The 20,030-nt window shown below is 53.9% G+C and carries 18 protein-coding genes and 3 pseudogenes; 18 read left to right on the top strand and 3 right to left on the bottom strand.

Annotated features, from left to right (window positions below; all coding sequences use genetic code 11):
• Positions 1-24 precede the first annotated feature (24 nt).
• Positions 25-177: a YycC family protein gene (locus IC803_RS04950; RefSeq protein ID WP_081209391.1), complete on the bottom strand. Its 153-nt coding sequence runs from the start codon at positions 175-177 to the stop codon at positions 25-27.
• A gap of 107 nt (positions 178-284) precedes the next feature.
• Here IC803_RS04950 and IC803_RS04955 point away from each other — a divergent pair, with 107 nt between their 5' ends.
• Entirely contained in the window at positions 285-1,013 is a 729-nt protein-coding gene (locus IC803_RS04955) for a glycerophosphodiester phosphodiesterase (protein ID WP_081209389.1), read from the top strand.
• A gap of 10 nt (positions 1,014-1,023) precedes the next feature.
• On the opposite strand, the gene IC803_RS04960 is transcribed toward IC803_RS04955, so the two are convergent.
• Complete coding sequence (locus IC803_RS04960) at positions 1,024-1,272, bottom strand: DUF2627 domain-containing protein (protein WP_081209387.1); 249 nt, start codon at positions 1,270-1,272, stop codon at positions 1,024-1,026.
• Between the two features lie 139 nt (positions 1,273-1,411).
• Between IC803_RS04960 and IC803_RS04965 the strand changes: the two genes are divergently transcribed.
• From IC803_RS04965 to IC803_RS18475, 13 genes and pseudogenes are all read left to right on the top strand, one after another.
• Positions 1,412-3,475, top strand: a complete 2,064-nt coding sequence (locus tag IC803_RS04965; protein ID WP_081209385.1) for a sigma 54-interacting transcriptional regulator — start codon at positions 1,412-1,414, stop codon at positions 3,473-3,475.
• A 139-nt stretch (positions 3,476-3,614) separates the two neighbouring features.
• Positions 3,615-4,514 carry a phosphate butyryltransferase gene (gene yqiS / locus IC803_RS04970; RefSeq protein WP_081209642.1) on the top strand — a complete coding sequence of 300 codons (900 nt, stop codon included), beginning with the start codon at positions 3,615-3,617 and terminating at the stop codon, positions 4,512-4,514.
• A 20-nt stretch (positions 4,515-4,534) separates the two neighbouring features.
• Positions 4,535-5,638 carry a leucine dehydrogenase gene (locus tag IC803_RS04975; RefSeq protein ID WP_081209383.1) on the top strand — a complete coding sequence of 368 codons (1,104 nt, stop codon included), beginning with the start codon at positions 4,535-4,537 and terminating at the stop codon, positions 5,636-5,638.
• A gap of 55 nt (positions 5,639-5,693) precedes the next feature.
• Complete coding sequence (gene buk, locus IC803_RS04980) at positions 5,694-6,806, top strand: butyrate kinase (RefSeq protein WP_081209381.1); 1,113 nt, start codon at positions 5,694-5,696, stop codon at positions 6,804-6,806.
• Between the two features lie 30 nt (positions 6,807-6,836).
• A complete protein-coding gene (lpdA, locus tag IC803_RS04985) occupies positions 6,837-8,258 on the top strand; it encodes a dihydrolipoyl dehydrogenase (protein ID WP_081209379.1) in 1,422 nt (473 codons plus the stop codon).
• Positions 8,259-8,343: 85 nt separating this feature from the next.
• Complete coding sequence (locus tag IC803_RS04990; RefSeq protein WP_081209377.1) at positions 8,344-9,339, top strand: thiamine pyrophosphate-dependent dehydrogenase E1 component subunit alpha; 996 nt, start codon at positions 8,344-8,346, stop codon at positions 9,337-9,339.
• Positions 9,340-9,352: 13 nt separating this feature from the next.
• Positions 9,353-10,336 carry an alpha-ketoacid dehydrogenase subunit beta gene (locus IC803_RS04995; protein WP_081209375.1) on the top strand — a complete coding sequence of 328 codons (984 nt, stop codon included), beginning with the start codon at positions 9,353-9,355 and terminating at the stop codon, positions 10,334-10,336.
• A gap of 165 nt (positions 10,337-10,501) precedes the next feature.
• On the top strand, positions 10,502-11,839 hold the full coding sequence (locus tag IC803_RS05000) for a dihydrolipoamide acetyltransferase family protein (RefSeq protein WP_081209373.1): 1,338 nt from the start codon (positions 10,502-10,504) through the stop codon (positions 11,837-11,839).
• Positions 11,840-11,983: 144 nt separating this feature from the next.
• Positions 11,984-12,174 (top strand): annotated as a pseudogene (locus tag IC803_RS18470) (transposase); the annotation flags it as partial.
• A gap of 347 nt (positions 12,175-12,521) precedes the next feature.
• Entirely contained in the window at positions 12,522-12,788 is a 267-nt protein-coding gene (locus IC803_RS18085) for a hypothetical protein (protein ID WP_223812023.1), read from the top strand.
• 23 nt (positions 12,789-12,811) lie between these two features.
• Positions 12,812-13,348 (top strand): hypothetical protein, encoded by a 537-nt coding sequence (locus IC803_RS18090; RefSeq protein ID WP_223812024.1) that lies wholly within the window; start codon positions 12,812-12,814, stop codon positions 13,346-13,348.
• Between the two features lie 73 nt (positions 13,349-13,421).
• Positions 13,422-13,634, top strand: a complete 213-nt coding sequence (locus tag IC803_RS18095) for a hypothetical protein (protein WP_233134469.1) — start codon at positions 13,422-13,424, stop codon at positions 13,632-13,634.
• Positions 13,540-13,767 (top strand): transposase, encoded by a 228-nt coding sequence (locus IC803_RS18475; protein ID WP_369826943.1) that lies wholly within the window; start codon positions 13,540-13,542, stop codon positions 13,765-13,767. The genes IC803_RS18095 and IC803_RS18475 overlap by 95 nt, the downstream gene beginning before the upstream one ends.
• Before the next feature lie 441 nt (positions 13,768-14,208).
• On the opposite strand, the pseudogene IC803_RS05015 reads toward IC803_RS18475, so the two are convergent.
• Positions 14,209-15,714 (bottom strand): annotated as a pseudogene (locus IC803_RS05015) (IS1634 family transposase).
• Positions 15,715-16,152: 438 nt separating this feature from the next.
• On the opposite strand from IC803_RS05015, the gene IC803_RS05020 reads away from it, so the two are divergent.
• The 4 genes and pseudogenes from IC803_RS05020 to IC803_RS18480 all read left to right on the top strand — a co-directional run bounded on the left by IC803_RS05020 (position 16,153) and on the right by IC803_RS18480 (position 19,862).
• Positions 16,153-17,130: a YncE family protein gene (locus IC803_RS05020; protein WP_081209308.1), complete on the top strand. Its 978-nt coding sequence runs from the start codon at positions 16,153-16,155 to the stop codon at positions 17,128-17,130.
• Positions 17,127-17,801, top strand: coding sequence for a response regulator transcription factor (locus IC803_RS05025; protein ID WP_081209306.1), 675 nt, complete (start codon positions 17,127-17,129; stop codon positions 17,799-17,801). Before IC803_RS05020 ends, IC803_RS05025 begins: the two co-directional genes overlap by 4 nt.
• A 2-nt stretch (positions 17,802-17,803) precedes the next feature.
• The gene (locus IC803_RS05030) at positions 17,804-19,210 is read left to right on the top strand and encodes a sensor histidine kinase (RefSeq protein ID WP_081209304.1); all 1,407 of its coding nucleotides are present in this window, start codon (positions 17,804-17,806) and stop codon (positions 19,208-19,210) included.
• A 66-nt stretch (positions 19,211-19,276) separates the two neighbouring features.
• Positions 19,277-19,862, top strand: a pseudogene (locus IC803_RS18480) (Uma2 family endonuclease).
• The last annotated feature ends 168 nt before the right edge of the window (positions 19,863-20,030 follow it).

A 20,030-nucleotide genomic window follows, 5' to 3' on the forward strand; every position in this document is an offset into this window, starting at 1 on the left:
GGCAAACTTGCGCTAGGCAGCAGGTTAGGACGGATCATGTTCTTTTTCCTTTTTCTCGAGCTCGAGCAGTTTTTGCATTAAAATGTGCGGAGGCATATGCATCACCCGCTCAATCGAAACGCCAAGCGCTTTGGCCAGTTTTTGTGCCGTCTCTAGCGAAATTTTCAGCGGTTGCATCATGTTCACCCCATTTCATCATACATTAGTTTTAGTATAACGGATTATCGCCGGTTTCGGCTAGCCTGTTGGCCGGGCGATTATTATACGTGAAAGGGAGAAGGCGGATGACATTGATTTTTGCCCATCGTGGCGCGGCGGGAACCTATCCGGAAAACACGATGGCAGCGTTTCTCGAGGCCGAAAGAGCGGGAGCTGACGGCATTGAATTGGACGTGCAGCTCACGAAAGACGGCGAAATCGTCGTTATCCATGACGAGACAGTCGATCGGACGACCGATGGGAGCGGCTGGGTGCATGGCATGACGTACCGCGAGCTGCGCAAGCTGAACGCTGCGGCGAAATGGGACGGACGATACGGCCATTGTCCGATTCCCCATTTGGAAGAAGTGCTTGCCTGGCTGGGATCGACGCGGCTTTTCGTTAACATTGAGCTGAAAAACAGCCTCATCGCCTATGAAACGCTCGAACAAAAAACGATCGCCCTTGTGCGCCGCCACGGGCTCGAGAAGCGCACGCTTCTTTCTTCCTTCAACCACAACAGCATGCGTTTTTGCCGAACGGTTGCTCCGGAGATCGAAACAGCGCTTCTCTATATGGAGCCGCTCTACGACCCGTGGACTTATGTGCGGGCGATGAAAGCGGACGGGGTGCATCCGTATCACCGGACGGTGACAGCTGCATTTGTCGCGGACGCGCAACGTCGCGGGCTGGCTGTCCGGCCGTTTACGATCAATAAGACGGAAGTGATGAAAACGATGTTTGCCTACGGCGTTGATGCCATTTTTACCGACCATCCCCGCCGGGCAAAGGAATGGAAAGAAAAAACGCCTTAACGAATGCCCGTTAAGGCGTTTTTCGTTTGCGTTGAAAGCGCGCCTGCACTTTGTTTCGTTTCCGGTCGCGGTGCAACAAAAATCCGCCGATAAACGCCAGACCGGCAACAAACAGCACGAGCCCGGCGAGAAATTGCAGCCATAAGGCGGCAAACGGTGGATCCATCACGCCAAATAGCGCATCGCGCATCCATTTAATGCCGAGCGCTGCCGCCAAGCCGGGAACCACTAAAATGAACAGCGCAATCATTCGCTCCATCGCGATCGCGTTCCTTTCCAAAAAGAAGTCGCTTCATCGACTATCATAGCGGTTATCGGCCATTTGTCAAGAAAAGAAAAAACGAGTATGATAAAAATGCCTGCAAAATTTGGCATGAAACAAAGCGTGGTGAACCATAATGAAAAAAGTGATCATAATCGGCGCCGATGCGCGGGGGACGTTGCTGCTCAAACTGCTTCACGAGGCGTCGGGGTTTGCCGTCATGGCGGTCATTGATGTCGATGACGACGCCCCGGGTCTGCAGCTGGCGCGAAAATGGGGCATTGCCGCTGCCAACGACTGGCGCCCATGGATGGACAAACCGCTTGATTTGATTATCGAAACGACCGGCAAGGCGGACGTCCTTAAAGAGATCCGCCAGCTGGCGCCCAAAGGGGCGAACATCGTCCCGAGTGCGGTCGCGAGAATGATGGCCGAGCTTGTAGAAGAGAAAGAAGCGTTGATCGCGGAACTGAAAAGCGAGGCGGCTCGGCGCGCGCTCATTTTTCACTCGTCCCACGATGGCATGATTGTCGTTGATGAATATGCTTACATTACCGATATGAATGAAAGCGCCGCAGAGCTGCTCGAGGTGGACAAGGACAAAGTCATCGGCGAGCATATTTTAGCCGTCTTGCCATCGAGCGGCTTGCCGCGCGTGCTGAAAACGAGGCAGACAGAGTTTCACCAAGAAATGGAGCTGGCGAATGGGAAAAAGTTGATCACCACCCGCATCCCGATCATCGACGAGAGCGGCAAGTTGTTCGGAGCGCTTGCGGTATTTAAAGATATCACCGAACTTGTCGATTTGGCGGAAGAAATCACGGACTTAAAAGAAGTGCGCATGATGCTTGAAGCAATTATCTACTCATCAGAAGAAGCGATCTCGGTCGTGGATGAAAACGGGAACGGCATTTTGATCAACCCGGCGTATACCCGTCTCACCGGTCTGACGAAAGAGGAGGTGATCGGCAAGCCGGCGACCGCCGACATCGCCGAGGGAGAAAGCATGCATATGCAAGTGTTGAAAACACGCCGCCCGGTGCGCGGCGCGCGCATGAAAGTCGGCCCGAAAAACCGCGACGTCATCGTCAATGTCGCCCCGATCATTGTGGACGGTGTATTAAAAGGGAGCGTCGGCGTCATTCACGACGTGTCGGAAATCCAACGGCTGACGGCGGAGCTCAACCGGGCGCGGCAAATTATTCGCACGCTCGAAGCGAAATATTCGTTTGCCGATATTATCGGTGAATCAGAAGAGATGAAAGTTGCGATTGAGCAAGCGAAACTAGCGGCGAAAACGCCGGCGACGATTTTGCTGCGCGGCGAATCAGGAACGGGCAAAGAACTGTTTGCCCACGCCATTCATAACGCCAGCGACCGAAAGTATAACAAGTTTATCCGCGTCAACTGTGCGGCGATCCCGGAAACATTATTAGAAAGCGAGCTATTCGGCTATGAAGAAGGGGCGTTTTCCGGCGCGCGGCGCGGCGGAAAACGCGGGTTGTTTGAAGAGGCGAACAACGGAAGCATTTTCCTCGACGAAATTGGCGAACTGTCAGCGAGCACGCAAGCAAAGCTGCTTCGCGTCTTGCAAGAGAGGGAGATCGTCCGCGTCGGCGGAACGAAACCGATCCCGATTAACGTCCGCGTCATTGCCGCAACGAATGTCAATTTGGAAAAAGCGATTGCCGACGGCACGTTTCGCGAAGACTTATATTACCGGCTCAACCGGATGCCCATTTACATCCCGCCGCTGCGCGCCCGCAAAGAAGACATTCCGGCCCTTTGCCGGCATTTGATCCAAAAGCTGAACCAAGATTACGGGCGCAACGTCGAAGGGGTGACAAACGAAGCGATGGCGCGGCTTTTCGCTTATGATTGGCCGGGGAACGTCCGCGAACTTGAAAACGTGCTCGGACGGGCGATGATTTTCATGAAATTTCACGAGGTAATGATCGACGTTGCGCATTTGCCGCCGCTCGCCACCCCATCGCCGGCACCGGCACTCCGCATTGAAGCGGAGGAGCCGCTCCGCCCGCTTGATGAGATGGTCGGGGAGTATGAGGCGCATTTGTTAGAGCGGGCGCTCCGCCGTTATCATGGCAATAAAACAGCGACTGCCCGGGCGCTCGGCATTTCAGTGCGCAACTTGTACTATAAATTGGAGAAATACGGACTTGACAAAAAAAGCATGCAGTAATTTTCATATAAAGAAAAAGATTGCACAGTCTTGCCCGTATCCAACGGCTGTTTTAAAGCGCTTTCATAATTTTATGATTGGCACAGTTTTTGCATATAAAAAAGTGCCGCACGATTTGCAGAAAAGGTTGGTGCAGACGATGAAGCTAAAATCGTTAATCGAAGAGGCAAGCCAATGCCAGGGCCGGACGGTGGCAGTGGCGGCGGCGGAAGACGAAGAAGTCATTGAGGCGGTGGCGATGGCACTCAAACATCGCCTCGGACGGTTCGTGCTGTACGGGGATCGCGAGCGGGTCGGCCGATTGCTGAAAGAAAATGGCTGCACGCGCTTTTCCGATGTTGAGATCGTTCATGCGAACTCGGTCGGGCAGGCAGCGGAGCTCGCCGTGCGCGCCGTCCATTTGAATGAAGCCGATGCGCTGATGAAAGGACATGTGCCGACAGCGGCGCTCTTAAAGGCGGTGCTCAATAAAGAGTATGGTCTGCGCACGGGGAGAGTTCTTTCCCATGTCGCCGTCTTTGACGTGCCGGGGGCGGATCGGCCCATCATCGTGACGGATGCGGCCATGAACATCGCGCCCGATTTGGAACAAAAAGTGCAAATTGTGAATAACGCCGTCGGCGTGGCGCGGTCGATCGGCATTGAGCGGCCGAAAGTGGCGGCCTTGGCGGCAGTGGAAACAGTCAATCCGGCCATGCCGGCAACACTTGATGCCGCCGCGCTCGCCATAATGCAAAAGAGGGGCCAAATCAGCGGCTGCCTGCTTGATGGACCGCTCGCATTAGACAATGCCGTGTCCATGACGGCGGCGAAGCATAAGCGGATTGAGAGTGAAGTCGCCGGCTGCGCTGATATTTTGCTCGTTCCCGACATTGAATCCGGCAATATGTTGTACAAATCGCTCGTCTATTTTGCGAACGCCCGCGTTGGCGCGGTCATCGCCGGAGCGAAGGCGCCAATCGTTTTAACATCGCGCGCCGACTCGGCGGAAAGCAAATTGTATTCGCTCGCCCTTGCGATCTGTTCGGCAGCGAAATGAAAAGAAGGAGGCCATCGAAGATGGAACTGTTTAAATATATGGAAACGTATGATTACGAACAAGTGTTGTTTTGTCAAGACAAAGAATCGGGCTTAAAGGCGATCATCGCCATTCATGATACAACGCTCGGCCCGGCGTTGGGCGGCACGCGCATGTGGATGTACAATTCGGAAGAAGAAGCGCTCGAAGACGCGTTGCGCCTCGCCCGCGGCATGACGTACAAAAACGCGGCGGCTGGCCTCAACTTAGGCGGCGGCAAAACGGTCATCATCGGCGACCCGCGCAAAGATAAAAACGAGGCGATGTTCCGCGCGTTCGGTCGCTTCATCCAAGGATTAAACGGCCGCTATATCACGGCCGAGGACGTCGGGACGACGGTTGCTGATATGGATATCATTTACCAAGAGACCGACTATGTGACCGGCATTTCCCCGGAGTTCGGCTCGTCCGGCAACCCGTCGCCGATGACAGCCTACGGCGTCTACCGTGGAATGAAGGCGGCGGCGAAAGAAGCGTTCGGCAGCGACTCGCTCGAAGGAAAAGTCATCGCCGTCCAAGGCGTCGGCAATGTCGCTTACCATTTATGCCGCCATTTGCATGAAGAAGGAGCGAAGCTTATCGTCACCGACATTAACAAGGAAGCGGTGGCCCGCGCGGTCGAGGAATTTGGCGCGAAAGCGGTCGACCCGAACGACATTTACGGCGTCGAGTGCGACATTTTTGCCCCATGTGCGCTCGGCGGCATCATCAATGACCAGACGATTCGGCAGCTGAAAGCGAAAGTGATCGCCGGCTCGGCGAACAACCAGCTGCGCGAGGCGCGGCATGGCGATATCATTCATGAAATGGGCATCGTGTATGCTCCGGACTATGTGATCAACGCCGGCGGCGTCATCAATGTCGCTGATGAATTGTACGGCTACAACCGTGAACGGGCGATGAAAAAAGTCGAGCAAATTTACGATAACATTGAAAAAGTGTTTGCGATCGCCAAGCGCGATAACATTCCGACGTACGTCGCGGCCGATCGGATGGCGGAAGAGCGGATCGAAACGATGCGCAAGGCGCGCAGCCAATTTTTGCAAAACGGTCATCATATTTTAAGCCGCCGCCGCGGCCGTTAACGGCGGCCAGGGGCGGTCCTCCGCCCCGCTGGCGGCACACGGAGGGACGACAACGATGCAAGAGCAGAAGTTCCGTATTTTAACGATCAATCCAGGTTCGACCTCGACGAAAATTGGCGTGTTTGAAAATGAACGGCCACTGTTGGAAAAAACGATCCGCCATGATGCGGATGTGCTGCGGCAATACGCGACGATTATCGACCAATATGAATTTCGCAAACAGACGATTTTAGCCGCTTTAGATGAGGAAGGAATCAACTTATCGAAGCTAAGCGCCGTCTGCGGCCGCGGGGGGCTTCTCCGCCCGATCGAAGGCGGAACGTACCGCGTCAATGAGGCGATGCTTGAAGACTTGCGCCGCGGCTACTCCGGCCAGCACGCCTCCAACCTCGGCGGCATTTTGGCGCACGAAATCGCCTCAGCGCTCAACATTCCGGCGTTTATCGTCGACCCGGTCGTCGTCGATGAGCTTGAGCCGATCGCCCGGATTAGCGGGTTTCCGCTGATCGAGCGGCGCAGCATTTTCCATGCGTTGAACCAAAAAGCGGTCGCGCGCCGCGTCGCTCGGCAGCTTGGCAAGCGGTATGACGAGTTGAATTTCATCGTCGCCCATATGGGCGGCGGCATTACCGTCGGCGCCCACAAGCGGGGGCGGGTCGTCGATGTCAATAACGGCCTTGACGGCGAAGGCCCGTTCAGCCCGGAGCGCGCTGGAACGGTGCCGGCCGGCGATTTGGTCGCTTTATGTTTTTCAGGTGAATACTACCGTGATGAGATCATGAACATGCTTGTCGGCCGCGGCGGTCTTGTCGGGCATCTTGGCACGAACGATGCGGTGAAAGTGGAAAAAATGATTGAAGCCGGGAACGAACAGGCGAAACTCGTATATGAGGCGATGGCATACCAAGTGGCGAAAGAAATCGGCGCGGCAAGCGCCGTGCTTTCCGGCAAAGTCGACGCCATCATTTTAACCGGCGGCCTGGCGTACGGTAAATCGTTCGTCGAACAGATCACCCGCCGCGTCCAATGGATTGCCGATGTCATCGTCCATCCGGGCGAAAATGAACTGCAGGCGTTGGCGGAAGGCGCGCTTCGCGTCTTGCGCGGCGAGGAAGAGGAAAAAACATATCTAGGTGAAGCGGCTGCGCCGGTTTCAGTCCGGCGTTGATGCGGCAACAGACAGAAAGGGGAAGGCAAGATGGCAAATGAATACGATGTCGTCATTCTTGGCGGCGGCACAGGCGGCTATGTGGCGGCCATTCGCGCGTCGCAGCTCGGCTTGAAAACGGCGGTCGTCGAAAAAGGGAAGCTCGGCGGCACGTGCCTGCACGCCGGCTGCATTCCGTCCAAAGCGCTGCTCCGGAGCGCCGAAGTCTACGCGCAAACGAAAAACGGCGAGGCGTTTGGCGTCATTGCCGATGATGTGCGCCTCGATTTTGCCAAAGTACAGGCGCGCAAGGCAGCGATTGTGGAGCAGCTCCACAAAGGGGTGCAACATTTGATGAAAAAGGGGAAAATCGATGTGTACGCCGGCATCGGCCGCCTGCTCGGCCCATCGATCTTTTCCCCGTTGCCAGGGACAGTGTCGGTCGAAATGAACGATGGCAGCGAAAACGAAATGCTCGTTCCGAAATTCGTCGTCATCGCCACCGGTTCGCGGCCACGCACGCTGCCGGGGTTGGAGGCGGACGGCGAATTCGTGATGACATCCGACGAGGCGCTGCAAATGGAGGTGCTCCCATCGTCCATTTTGATCGTTGGCGGCGGCGTGATCGGCATGGAATGGGCGTCGATGCTGAACGATTTCGGCGTGGATGTCACCGTGCTTGAATATGCTGACCGCATTTTGCCGACCGAAGATGAAGATGTGTCAAAAGAAATGGAAAAACTGCTTCGCCGCCGCGGCGTCAACATCGTCACCGGAGCGCGGGTGCTGCCAGAAACATTGGAAAAGGGAAACGGCGTGGCCATTCAGGCGGAACATAACGGTGAGCGAAAAACATTCACGGCTGACAAGATGCTTGTTTCTGTCGGACGGCAGGCGAACATTGAGGGAATCGGCCTCGAAAACACCGATATTGTCGTGGAGAAGGGGTATATTCAAACGAACGCGTTCGGCCAAACGAAAGAATCGCACATTTACGCGATCGGCGATGTCATCGGCGGCTTGCAGCTCGCCCATGTCGCCGCCCATGAAGGGATCGTCGCCATCGAACATTTGGCAGGGCATAATCCGTCGCCGATCGATTATGCGATGGTGCCGCGCTGCATTTACACCCGGCCGGAAGCGGCGGCGGTCGGCTTAACCGAGCAAGAAGCGAAAGCGAAAGGCTATGACATCAAAGTCGGCAAGTTTCCGTTTAAAGCGATCGGCAAGGCGCTTGTATTCGGCGAAGCAGAAGGATTTGTCAAATTCGTTGCCGACCGGAACACAGACGACTTGCTTGGCGTCCATATGGTCGGCCCGCATGTGACTGACTTGATTTCCGAAGCGGGGCTCGCTCGTGTGCTCGACGCCGCTCCGTGGGAAGTGGCGCATGCGATCCATCCGCACCCAACGCTCTCTGAAGCTCTGGCCGAGGCGGCGCTTGCCGTCGATGGACGGGCGATTCACTTCTAATCTTGCCGCGTGAGGGTGAAAGATTGGCAACAAGCAGCTTGCATGACAAGCTGTAATGCATTTTCAATTAAGGGAGGTTGTTCCGATGGCGCAAAACCGTCACCAAGCGCTCGGATTAAGCGATGACATGGTGTTGCAAATGTACGAAACGATGCTTCTCGCCCGCAAGCTCGATGAACGGATGTGGCTGTTAAACCGCGCGGGGAAAATTCCGTTCGTCATCTCGTGCCAAGGGCAGGAGGCGGCGCAAGTCGGCGCGGCGTTCGCTCTTGACCGGACGAAAGATTACGTCCTGCCGTACTACCGCGATATGGGCGTTGTGTTGACGTTCGGCATGACGCCGACGGAATTAATGCTTGCCGCGTTTGCCAAAGCGGAAGACCCGAACTCCGGCGGCCGGCAAATGCCAGGCCATTTCGGGCAAAAGAAAAACCGGATCGTCACCGGTTCTTCGCCTGTGACGACGCAAGTGCCGCACGCCGTCGGCTTTGCCTTGGCGGCGAAAATGGAAAAGAAAGATTTTGTCGCCTTCGTCACGTTCGGTGAAGGGTCGTCGAACCAAGGCGATTTCCACGAAGGAGCGAACTTTGCCGGCGTTCATAAACTCCCGGTCATCTTTATGTGCGAAAACAACAAGTACGCCATTTCCGTGCCGATTTCAAAACAATTGGCATGCGAAAAAGTATCGGACCGCGCCATCGGCTACGGCATGCCGGGCTATACGGTTGACGGCACCGATCCGCTCGAAGTGTACCGCGTCGTCAAGGAAGCGGCTGACCGCGCCCGCCGCGGCGAAGGACCGACGTTGATCGAGGCGGTGACGTACCGCTTGACGTCGCACTCGTCCGATGACGATCACCGCGTCTACCGGACGGAAGAAGAACTGGCCGAGGCGCGCGCGAAAGACCCGATCGTCTCATTTGCTCATTATTTGAAAGAGGTCGGTGTCTTGACGGACGCGTTAGATGAAGCCATTCAGGCGCGCGTCATGAAAGAAGTGAACGATGCCACCGACTATGCAGAAAAAGCGCCGTATGCCGAACCGGAGCATGCGCTTCGCTACGTGTATGCTGAGGAGTAAGGGGGAATCGACAATGCCTGTCATTTCGTATATTGATGCGGTTACGATGGCGATTCGCGAAGAGATGGAACGCGACTCGCGCGTGTTTGTGTTGGGAGAAGACGTCGGCAAAAAAGGCGGAGTGTTTAAAGCGACGCAAGGATTGTACGAGCAGTTTGGCGAAGAACGCGTCATCGACACGCCGCTCGCCGAATCGGCGATCGTCGGCGTCGGCATCGGCGCGGCGATGTACGGCTTGCGCCCGATTGCTGAAATTCAGTTTGCCGATTTCATCATGCCGGCGGTCAACCAAATTATTTCTGAAGCGGCGCGCATCCGCTACCGCTCGAACAACGACTGGAACTGCCCGATCGTCATCCGCGCCCCGTACGGCGGCGGGGTGCATGGCGCTTTGTACCATTCACAGTCAGTCGAGGCGGTGTTTGCCAACCAGCCGGGGCTGAAAATCGTCATGCCGTCAACGCCGTACGATGTGAAAGGGCTGCTCAAAGCAGCCATTCGCGACGAAGATCCGGTGCTCTTTTTCGAGCATAAGCGCGCCTATCGCCTCATTAAAGGGGAAGTGCCGGAGGAGGACTACGTGCTGCCGATCGGCAAAGCGGACGTTAAACGCGAAGGCGATGACATCACCGTCATCACGTACGGGCTGTGCGTCCATTTCGCCTTGCAGGCGGCCGAACGCGTCGCCCAAGACGGCATTTCCGTCCATCTGCTCGATTTGCGCACCGTCTACCCGCTTGATAAAGAAGCGATCATCGAAGCGGCGAGCAAAACCGGAAAAGTGTTGCTCATTACCGAAGACAATAAAGAAGGAAGCGTCATGAGCGAGGTGGCTGCCATTATTGCGGAACATTGCCTGTTTGACCTCGATGCGCCGATTATGCGCCTCGCCGGTCCGGACGTTCCGGCTATGCCGTATGCGCCGACGATGGAAAAATTCTTTATGGTCAACCCGGAAAAAGTGGAAAAAGCGATGCGCGAACTAGCGGCGTTTTAATGTATGAATAAAAGACGTCTCCCGCTTAGAAGCAATGGAAAAGTGGGAATGGCGATTGGGGAGGAATCCCATGAAGGGGTTCTTCGAAACCCCCCCCGCTTCCAAGCGTACGTGGTGGGGGACGTCACGGCGAAGATATTGCAACAGAGATAGGAGGGTATCGATGTGGCCATCGAACAATTGACGATGCCTCAGCTCGGGGAAAGCGTCACCGAAGGCACGATCAGCAAATGGCTCGTTTCCCCGGGCGACAAAGTGAACAAATACGATCCGGTCGCCGAAGTGATCACCGATAAAGTGAGCGCGGAAATTCCGTCGTCGTTTGCCGGCGTCATTCGCGAACTGATCGCCAAAGAAGGAGAAACGCTCCCGGTCGGCGCGCCGATTTGCACGATCGAAGTCGAAGGCGCTGCACCAAGTCCGGAAGCGAAACCGGCGGAGGAAGCGCCGAAAGCGGAAGACAGCGCCAAGCCAGCGGCGCCGAAAAAGGCCGGGCGGGCCAACAGCGGCCGTTACTCCCCCGCCGTGCTCCGCTTGGCTCAGGAACACGGCATTGACCTTGAACAAGTCCAAGGCACCGGCCTTGGCGGGCGGGTGACGCGCAAAGATTTGCTGAAGCTCATCGAGTCCGGCCAAATTCCGAAAGCGGAAGCGGCCAGAGCGGCGGAACAAGCCGCGCCAAAAGCCGAACCGAGAGTGGAACAGACGGCCCCGGCCGCCGCAGCGGCTCAACCGTCTGTCGAGCCAACCGCCGCGGTGACAGCGCCGACGAAGCCAGCGGCGCCGAACGTAGAAGCGGGAGCGGGCGACATCGAAATTCCGGTCACCCCGGTGCGCAAGGCGATCGCCGCCAACATGCTCCGCAGCAAACACGAAGCGCCGCACGCGTGGACGATGGTCGAAGTCGACGTCACCGATCTTGTCGCCTACCGGGATGCCATCAAAGACGAGTTCAAGCGGCGTGAGGGCTTCAATTTGACGTATTTCGCCTTCTTCGTCAAGGCGGTCGCCCAAGCGCTGAAAGAATTCCCGCAGCTGAACTCGACGTGGGCGGGTGATAAGATCATTCAGCGCAAAGACATCAACATCTCGATCGCCGTTGCGACGGACGATGCCTTGTTTGTTCCGGTCATCAAGCACGCCGATGAGAAAACGATCAAAGGCATCGCCCGCGAAATCGCCGAACTGGCGGCGAAAACGCGCGCCGGCAAACTGCGACCGGAAGACATGCAAGGCGGCACGTTCACCGTCAACAACACCGGCGCGTTCGGCTCGGTGCAGTCGATGGGCATTATCAACTATCCGCAAGCCGCCATTTTGCAAGTCGAAACAATCGTCAAACGCCCGGTCGTCAAAAACGGCATGATCGCCATCCGCGACATGGTCAACTTATGCTTGTCGCTTGACCACCGCGTCTTGGACGGCCTCATTTGCGGCCGCTTCCTCGCCCGCGTCAAAGCGATTTTGGAAAACATGAACAAAGACAACACGCCGATTTATTAACGGTTCCCCCATCGCCATCGGTTGGCGGTGGGGTTTTTGCATGGCGCGATTTCAAACTTGTTTCTGACCGGATGGTTTCTGTGGATCCCCAATGCCAAACCCGAACCAGCGATGCGGTTAAGTTGATCGCAAGCACCAAAGCGCTCTCGTGTCCATGAGCAGCTGAAGCAAGCCAAGATCGAAGACGAATGGATTGACGTGGCAGATTCCGCCGCCATGACGAAAGACACCAGGGCGCAGACGAAAGCCGCCAACGCCTTTTTGATCACCGGAAGCCTTTTGTTGTTGCAGACCTAAAAGCCGCGCTGGCCCAAGGCGATTCCAAGCACATGACGTGCGAGTCCTTTACCTATATTTTACAGTGGATAAGCAAACAAAATACCTACTGTAGATGAGCAAATTCACTAACATAAATTGACAACCAAACAAAAAAGTTCTTCACCAAAAGATGTACTTGACTTTTAAAGGCAAACATGACAGCAATGTTGCCCAAAGAGAAGCGTGGAATAAAAAGGAAGAAATACTATTTTGGTTTTACTTATCACAATCCTCTTTCTTTGTCAAGTGTAATTTGAAATGAAAATCCTTTTAATTTTTTTATTTACAATAAATATTTTTATTTACAATAAATACTATAAATTTTATAATAAAATTCAAAGCTATTTAAAAAGAGGGAATTAATTTGAAAAAATTAAAATTTCATTTATTTAGTTTAGTGCTCCTTTTTTCATTATTTTTCTTCAATGATTTCAGCTCTGCAAAAGAAGTGGATAATACCTCAAAAAGTGAAAAATTAACAAAGCAAGAAAGAAAATATTTAAAAGATGTAACAGGACATACTGAAGAAGAAATAGATATGTTGCCTTTAGAAGTTGCAAAGCAACTCATTAAAGATAAAGCTGTCATCCAAGATTCAAAACTGAAATATTTTCGTTCGAAAATGGAGTAAATAATTCTGGTGATTTTACAACGATGGGTACAATTTCGTCCTCAACGATGAAATTATGGGGTACAGTTTATAAAGTAACCTCTGATCGAACAAATTACGATAAATTTTATATTTATGGTAATTTCCAATGGCTAAAATCTCCTTTTTACGAACTTGTAGATAAAATGACTTTCGGTTTTCCTTCAAGTGCAGGATTTTTTCTTCCAACTAGTAATGGAAAAGTAACACAACATCAACATAGATATAGTCAAAATCCACAAGGTAATGGAAACTGGATAGATTATGCAATTGATTACTCACCTAGTGATTGGGAACCAAATGCTGGAGTTGCTGGTGAATTTGACTTAAGAAGCTCTACAGAATTTACTTTACACAAAGGATATATGGGACAATATGTTTATGTACCAACAAAAAATAATGGTACAATTAACATTAAAATTGAATATGGACACCAATTATATATTGGCGAACCTAGTGTATCAGTATTTCCAGCAGGATTATCAATAACTCCATCTAAGTCGGTAGATACTGCTTCTTACGCTTTAACACTAAGTTATTAATGATTTCAAGCCTCTCTTATGTCATGCCCACGCATCTCTGTTTGGCGCGGTCAACCTCCACGATGGCGAAACGGTGCTTCATCAAACGACCGCTACCCATGCCGCGGCGTTCTTGGATTTCTTGAGAATGCTCAAAGAGCGCGATCCGGACCGTCTCATGGTCTTGGTGTTGGAACACGCCTGCATTCACCATGCCAAAATGGTCAAGGCGTTTTGGCGGGAAGAAGGGCCGTATTTTCCCGTTATTTCCCCTTCCTCCATATTTTCCACAGCTGAACCCGATTGAACGCTTATGGAAATGGCTGAAAGGTGCGGCGATCGCCCATATATGTCGCAAGGATCGCAACGATATCATGCAAGCATCGCTCCGTTTGTCCACTGCATCCACGAACGTCCGGAGGAAGTGCTGCAGCGCTTAGGGTGTGGAGGATGACTGAGAAGCTAACTCTTCATGTTACATGTATATAGGGAGGATTACCCAGAAATCCTCCACTTTAAGCGTTAGCTAAGTGGGAGTGGTTCAAACTTTACAGTAAAAGGAGTTTTTTGAATGGAATATATATACTTACTTATTTTACCGATAATAGGTGTTTTGTGGTTTTTGAATTTAGCAAGCTTTTTAAAAAATTTGAACAGTAATGAAAACACACTTAATCAAACAATGATAGGAGCCGTATTAACCTTTCTCTTTGTTTTTCTATATATGTACGGGTTTTTAGGAACACATTAATACTCACATTTCGCACCCTAACAGGGTTGAAAGAAAGAATTTTTTATTTAGTTTTTTAGAATAACTTTCCGACCAACACGACGAGTGATGGCAATCCTTTTTTTACCATCTATGGTCGTTCCGTATCACGTTACACGTAGATGCTCTCATCCATGCCCAATCCCTGCAGAATCCTTCGCTGATCAGGGGTGAGGGAGCGATCCAGTGAGCGTTGGATGCGCCCATCTGGCAGCTTGAACAGGACGACGTTCACATATTGAAACAGCTGAACAATCGCCTGTCCCGTCGGCCGGGTCAGCTTGCGGCCTCCAGGACCCTTCAACGGGTGTTCTGGAGTAATGAACGGACGGACTCGGCGCTGAAAAACGCGGTAAATGGCCAAGGCCAACAGAAACAAATAGTCTAATACTGCGACCCGTTCTGGTTTTTTGACGTAAATCTCATCCGTGAAAAACGGATCTTTCAAAAAAGCGAAGTTCATTTCCACCGAGATCTGCCCTTTATATAGCTTCAAGATCTCTTGGGCATCCATGGGTTGACCCTTCCATTCCTTCGGAACGGTCGTGACGAGGACAAACCGGGACGCTTTCCGTTTCACCTGTTCCCACGCATCTTGGTCGAATTCGACGTCAAGGCCCAAAAGATACCGCGTCTCCGTCTCGGGTTCCACCCCTTTTTTCGGCCGTCCGCGCCGTTTTTTCGGGCGTACGATCTCTTCGACCGCGGCCTCAACCCGATGAAACCGGGGGCGAAGGGACGCCTTGAGGGACGCCAAGGCTTGTTCGGCATCTTCACGGCAGGAGAATGGATGACGCTCCCAACGGGCTTGTTCCTCGTGAAGAAGCTCCGCTTCTTTGGTTCGTTCTTTTTCGAGCGTCTTTCCTTTTCGCTGGTCGAGCGCGCTCGATTCGACGACGATCAGTCGAACCGGATGGCCTTCATAGGTGGAGGATGTTTCCCATACCCGGTACGTGGCGCCGTTTCTCTCCGCCAGCGTAAAGGGGTCGCTCCACAGGATGTGAGGCGAATCGGCCTCCGCTAATGCCTGTTTCACGATCCGAAGCGACGAAGGGCCTCTCGTGATCAAAAAGGCATGGGCTGCTTTGGTTTGCGCCAGAGTGTCTTTCGTCATCGCGGCGGAATCGGCCACATAAATCCATTCGTCTTCGATCTTGGCTTGCTTCAGCTGTTCATGGACCCGCGACAGTACCTCGGGATTCCACGTTTTACCGGACAGGCTGCCGTCGTATCGGCGTGGAAGGCTCGGAGGGAAAGGCTTTCTTTGCGATAAATCTGAATCAAGCAAGCGCTGATGCCCTTGCGAATGCCGGCCTCATACAGACGATCGAGATGACGAGCCAAGGCATCGTCATTCAACCAGGAAGGATGGAGCCCGGAACGGATGAGTGTCTCACAATCGACCTCCTGAGCCCAATGTTCCAAGTGAACGAGGGCTTGCCGGCCGTCAAACACATGGTAGAGGATGGCCTGAACGGCATTGCTGACTCGAGTCTGGCACTGCGAATCGATGGGAATGAGATGGTCAATCCATTGGGGCAGGCCCAGTTTCTTGAATAGAGCAACTTATTATATTCAAATCAGAATTGCGATAGACCGCTTCGACTTGAACATCCATGAGAGAAAAACTCCTTCACTTTCCTTGTGTGTCAAGGATTCATTCGACATCGGAACGAAAAAATCCTCCCGATTTTCGTCGGAAGGGTGCGAAGTGTGAGGTTTGCAGCTTTTACAGAGCGATTTGATCGACTGTCGGGCGACCGAACAACGCCGCTTCCGGGTAGTTGTTCGGTCTTCCGTCACGCTAAGGCGTGGCGAAGGCAAGCTTGTGGCTTGCCTCCGATAGTCAAAAAATAAGCAAGCGACTTTTTCATCAAGGATATGTTAAACTCTTTCGTTGCATCTATATAGTGTCAAAGCATGCGTCGATTGATTAACGATTCCCCCATCGCCATCGGTTGGCGGTGGGGGTTTTTGCATGGCGCGATTTCAAACTTCTCTCACAAATGTGATGTATAATGGGGGCAGAAACGAATAGGTGAAGGAGAAACTCGAGATGAAACGAGCGAGCGTATGGATGCTGTGGTGTTTGCTCTTTATGCTAAGCGGCTGCGCGAAGACATCGTTTCCTCCGATCGCTGATTCGCTGTCGGTCGTCATCAGTCTCGATGTCAAAGCGGAAACGGTCACCTTTTTGAACGCGAAAAATGGCGGCAAAATCGCCCGCTGGAACATTGATCAGCCGTTTCAAGGCGGGGTGTTGAGCCCAGACGGCCGGACGCTTTTTTTGTACGGGCGGGACCTCGACCGCATCTATCGGTACGACCTCGCGACCGGGAAGCTGCTTGGCGAATGGAAAATAGGAAGCGGCATTGTGAGCGCTGCTCCATCTCCGGATGGCCGCATGTGGTTTTTCGGCGACAGCACTCATCACGCGGTGCTTGTCGTCGACCGGGATGGGAACAAGATCGATCGTCTTTCGGTCGGACGCTCCCCGATGACGCTGCTGGTCAATCGCGCTGGAACGAGGTTGTATGTGATCGATTTTCAAGACGAACGGGCGTGGATCATCGATGTGGACCGCCGCTGCGTCATCCGTTCGTTCGCCGTGCCGAAGTTCGCCTTGGGCGGAGTGGTGCGCGAGCGACAAGGGGAGCTGTGGGTCGGCGGGCACGGCAGCGGAAGCCGTGTGGAAACGAACATTCATGTCTACTCGCTGCAAGACGGCCGCTTGCTCCGGACGATCGCCGCTCCGGTCATGCCGGTGGATTTTGTTGAAACAGACCGCGGCGTGTTTGTGCTAAGCCACGGCTCGAACACGGTTTATCAGGTTTTGCCAAGCGGGAAGCGGCTCGGCTCCGTCTCTGTCGGCGCCAATCCGTTTGCCATGGAAGCGGCAGGAGGCCGTTTGTATATTGCGAGTTATGACAGCGATGAAATCATCGTGGTCGACGAAGTGACGTTGCGGCCGCTCGCCCGCTGGAAGACGGGAGACGGTCCGCTGCAGCTGCTCATTCGGGAGGGACGAACATGAGCGAACGGACCGTTTTAATCGTCGATGATGAAGAAGAAATGCGCCTGTTGATCAGCATGTATTTGGAAAACGCCGGCTTTCGCTGCTTGGAAGCGGAAGACGGGGATGAGGCGCTGGCGCTGCTTTCGCAACATCCGGTGGATGCCGTGCTGTTGGACGTCATGATGCCAAAGCAGGATGGCTTCGCCGTCTGCGCCCGCATTCGCGAGCAGTCGGACGTGCCAGTGTTGTTTTTGACTGCGCTTGGCGAAGAGTGGGATAAAGTGAAAGGATTGAAATTGGGCGGCGACGATTACATCGTCAAGCCGTTCAGCCCGGGAGAGCTCATCGCCCGCCTCGAGGCGGTGTTGCGCCGGGTGCAGCGCGGCCGCGAGAATGACGGACGGCTGCAATTTGGCGACCTTGCCATTGACGAAAAAGGACGAACCGTGACCGTTGGCGGTGAGGTGGTGAAGCTGACTTTGAAGGAGTTTGAGCTGTTGCTGTTTTTGGCGAAGCACAGCGGCCAGGTGTTCAGCCGCGACGATTTGCTCGTCAAAGTGTGGGGATATGATTATACAGGAAACGCCCGCACGGTCGATACGCATGTGAAAACGCTGCGTATGAAGCTGAAAGACGCCGGCCGCCACATCCAAACCGTCTGGGGCATCGGCTACAAGTTTGAGGGATGAACATGAAACGGCTTCGGTTAGGGCAAAAACTATGGCTGTCAATTGGCGCCGCGGTCGTGGCGACGCTGGCGTTTTCCTTTGGCCTTTTGAATTATTTTTACCGAACGGTGTACATGAAAGAAGTCGAACGAACGTTGATCGTGGAAGGGACGAGCCTCGCCCGCGACTATCGGGGCGGGGCGATCGATGAGCCATACCGCCGTCAAATCGAATGGTATGACGAAAAATCGACGGCCACCATCTTATTGATCGACAACCCGCGTGAACTGAGCGCCTGCTTTCCGTTTCCGGTCGACTATGACGCGCTCGTGAGCGGCCGTGACCGGGAAACGCTGCTAGCCGGGAAGCCTGTTGTCAAAACCGGCTACGAAAAGCGGTTTGGCCGCCGCGTGATGGCGGTCATCGTTCCGCTTTTGGACGGCAAGCGGCTTGAAGGAGCGATTTACTTATATTTGCCGTTGGCCGATGTCCAAGAAGCGACGAAACGGGCGGCGGCCACGTTTTGGCCGTTGGCCGCCGCATTCGCCGCCGCGCTTTTGGCTGTCGGGCGACGGATGGTGCGGCAAATGATCGAGCCGCTGCAAGCGATGGAGAAAACGGCAGAGCGCATGGCGGAAGGCAGCTACGAAGCGGCCATCCCAGTGCGGACCGATGATGAAATCGGCCGCCTGGCGAGGGCGTTCAACCAAATGGCGGATGCCATCGCCAAAGAAGACGAGCGGAAACGCGAGTTTTTAGCGAACGTCTCGCATGAATTGCGCACACCGCTCAGCTATATGAAAGGGTACAGCGAAGCGCTCCTAGCTGGCCTTGCGAAAACGAGGGAAGAAGAAAAGGCGTACCTTCGCCTCATCCACCGCGAAACGGAACGGATGGAGAGGCTTGTCCGCGATTTGTTGGATTTGGCGCGCCTCGAAGGGCAAAGCGTGCCGCTCGAGCGCGCGCCGGTGGCGTTCGCCCAAGTGATCGAGGACGTCATGGACGCGTATCGCCCAATCATCATACAAAAACGGCTGAGGCTCACGTGCGATCTCGACTACGACTTCATCGTTGACGGTGACGCCGATCGGCTTGAACAAGTCGTGCGCAACTTGCTTGACAACGCCATCCGTTACACCCCGGAAGGCGGAGCGGTGACGGTGCGGCTTTCCCGTCTGTCCGAAGCAGAAGGCGAACTCGTGATCCGAGATACGGGAAAAGGCATCCCGAAAGACCAGCTTCCGCTTCTCGGCCAGCGCTTTTTCCGCGTCGACCGCGCCCGCACCCGCAAAGAAGGCGGCACCGGCTTGGGGCTTGCCATCGTCAAAAAAATCGTCTCTCTTCATGACGGCGCGATCCAGTTCGACAGCGACCTCGGCTGCGGAACGACGGTATCCGTCCGCCTGCCGCTCGTTCGGGAAGAGGAATAAACATCGTTCAAGACACAGGAATGGATGGTGTATCATCAATATAAAATTAGGAGGCAGGTGGAAGAAATGGATCCACCAGAAAAGGAACAGGCCCCGATGACCTACAAAGAGTATGCGACATGGCCGGAAGGAAAACGGTGTGAGGTCTTGGACGGGAACATCATTAGCAGGGCGCCGTCGCCAACACCGGAACATCAATGGATTTCGCTCCAGCTTTCGATCGAATTTGGGATGTATCTCAGAGGGAAGAGTTGTCGCGTGTTGGCCGCCCCGATCGATGTGTATCTTTATCGAAGATCATCGAAAGGGATGGATGGATGAAAACGTCCGAAACCGGGTATGCCCCGATCTTGTCGTCATCTGCGACAAAAACAAAATTCAAAAAAACCGCATTGTCGGGGCTCCGGATTTGGTCGTCGAGATCTTGTCTCCCGCCACGGCCAAAATCGACCGGATGGACAAACGGATCGCGTACGAGCGGGCCGAAGTGAAGGAATATTGGATCGTTGACCCGGCGAATCAAGTCGTGGAAGTGTATTTGCGTGAGAAAACAGGGAAGTTCGAACTTCGCGGAGTGTACAACGGGGATGACGCCGTTTCCGTTCATGTATGGGAGGATTTCTTCATCGACTTGCGAAACATTTTCCAATGAACGAATGGCCGTTGAGATGTTCGCTAAGCAGTGATGTTATCCACGTTTCGCCAGCCGATGTCGCATTCATTTGACGGCTCAACGCAACGAACGCGGCATCGGCGGTTGATGGGGAACGTTCAGGGAACGACTCTTCCGTTGAATCATGTTGTCGGAAACAAAAGCGCG

This window comes from Geobacillus sp. 46C-IIa, from assembly GCF_014679505.1.
Taxonomy (GTDB): Bacteria; Bacillota; Bacilli; order Bacillales; family Anoxybacillaceae; genus Geobacillus.

Coding starts and splice junctions, on each gene's coding strand:
- IC803_RS04950 (WP_081209391.1), bottom strand. CDS start 177: ATGCAACCGCTGAAAATTTCGCTAGAGACGGCACAAAAACTGGCCAAA.
- IC803_RS04955 (WP_081209389.1), top strand. CDS start 285: ATGACATTGATTTTTGCCCATCGTGGCGCGGCGGGAACCTATCCGGAA.
- IC803_RS04960 (WP_081209387.1), bottom strand. CDS start 1,272: ATGGAGCGAATGATTGCGCTGTTCATTTTAGTGGTTCCCGGCTTGGCG.
- IC803_RS04965 (WP_081209385.1), top strand. CDS start 1,412: ATGAAAAAAGTGATCATAATCGGCGCCGATGCGCGGGGGACGTTGCTG.
- yqiS (WP_081209642.1), top strand. CDS start 3,615: ATGAAGCTAAAATCGTTAATCGAAGAGGCAAGCCAATGCCAGGGCCGG.
- IC803_RS04975 (WP_081209383.1), top strand. CDS start 4,535: ATGGAACTGTTTAAATATATGGAAACGTATGATTACGAACAAGTGTTG.
- buk (WP_081209381.1), top strand. CDS start 5,694: ATGCAAGAGCAGAAGTTCCGTATTTTAACGATCAATCCAGGTTCGACC.
- lpdA (WP_081209379.1), top strand. CDS start 6,837: ATGGCAAATGAATACGATGTCGTCATTCTTGGCGGCGGCACAGGCGGC.
- IC803_RS04990 (WP_081209377.1), top strand. CDS start 8,344: ATGGCGCAAAACCGTCACCAAGCGCTCGGATTAAGCGATGACATGGTG.
- IC803_RS04995 (WP_081209375.1), top strand. CDS start 9,353: ATGCCTGTCATTTCGTATATTGATGCGGTTACGATGGCGATTCGCGAA.
- IC803_RS18090 (WP_223812024.1), top strand. CDS start 12,812: ATGGGTACAATTTCGTCCTCAACGATGAAATTATGGGGTACAGTTTAT.
- IC803_RS18475 (WP_369826943.1), top strand. CDS start 13,540: ATGCCAAAATGGTCAAGGCGTTTTGGCGGGAAGAAGGGCCGTATTTTC.
- IC803_RS05020 (WP_081209308.1), top strand. CDS start 16,153: ATGAAACGAGCGAGCGTATGGATGCTGTGGTGTTTGCTCTTTATGCTA.
- IC803_RS05025 (WP_081209306.1), top strand. CDS start 17,127: ATGAGCGAACGGACCGTTTTAATCGTCGATGATGAAGAAGAAATGCGC.
- IC803_RS05030 (WP_081209304.1), top strand. CDS start 17,804: ATGAAACGGCTTCGGTTAGGGCAAAAACTATGGCTGTCAATTGGCGCC.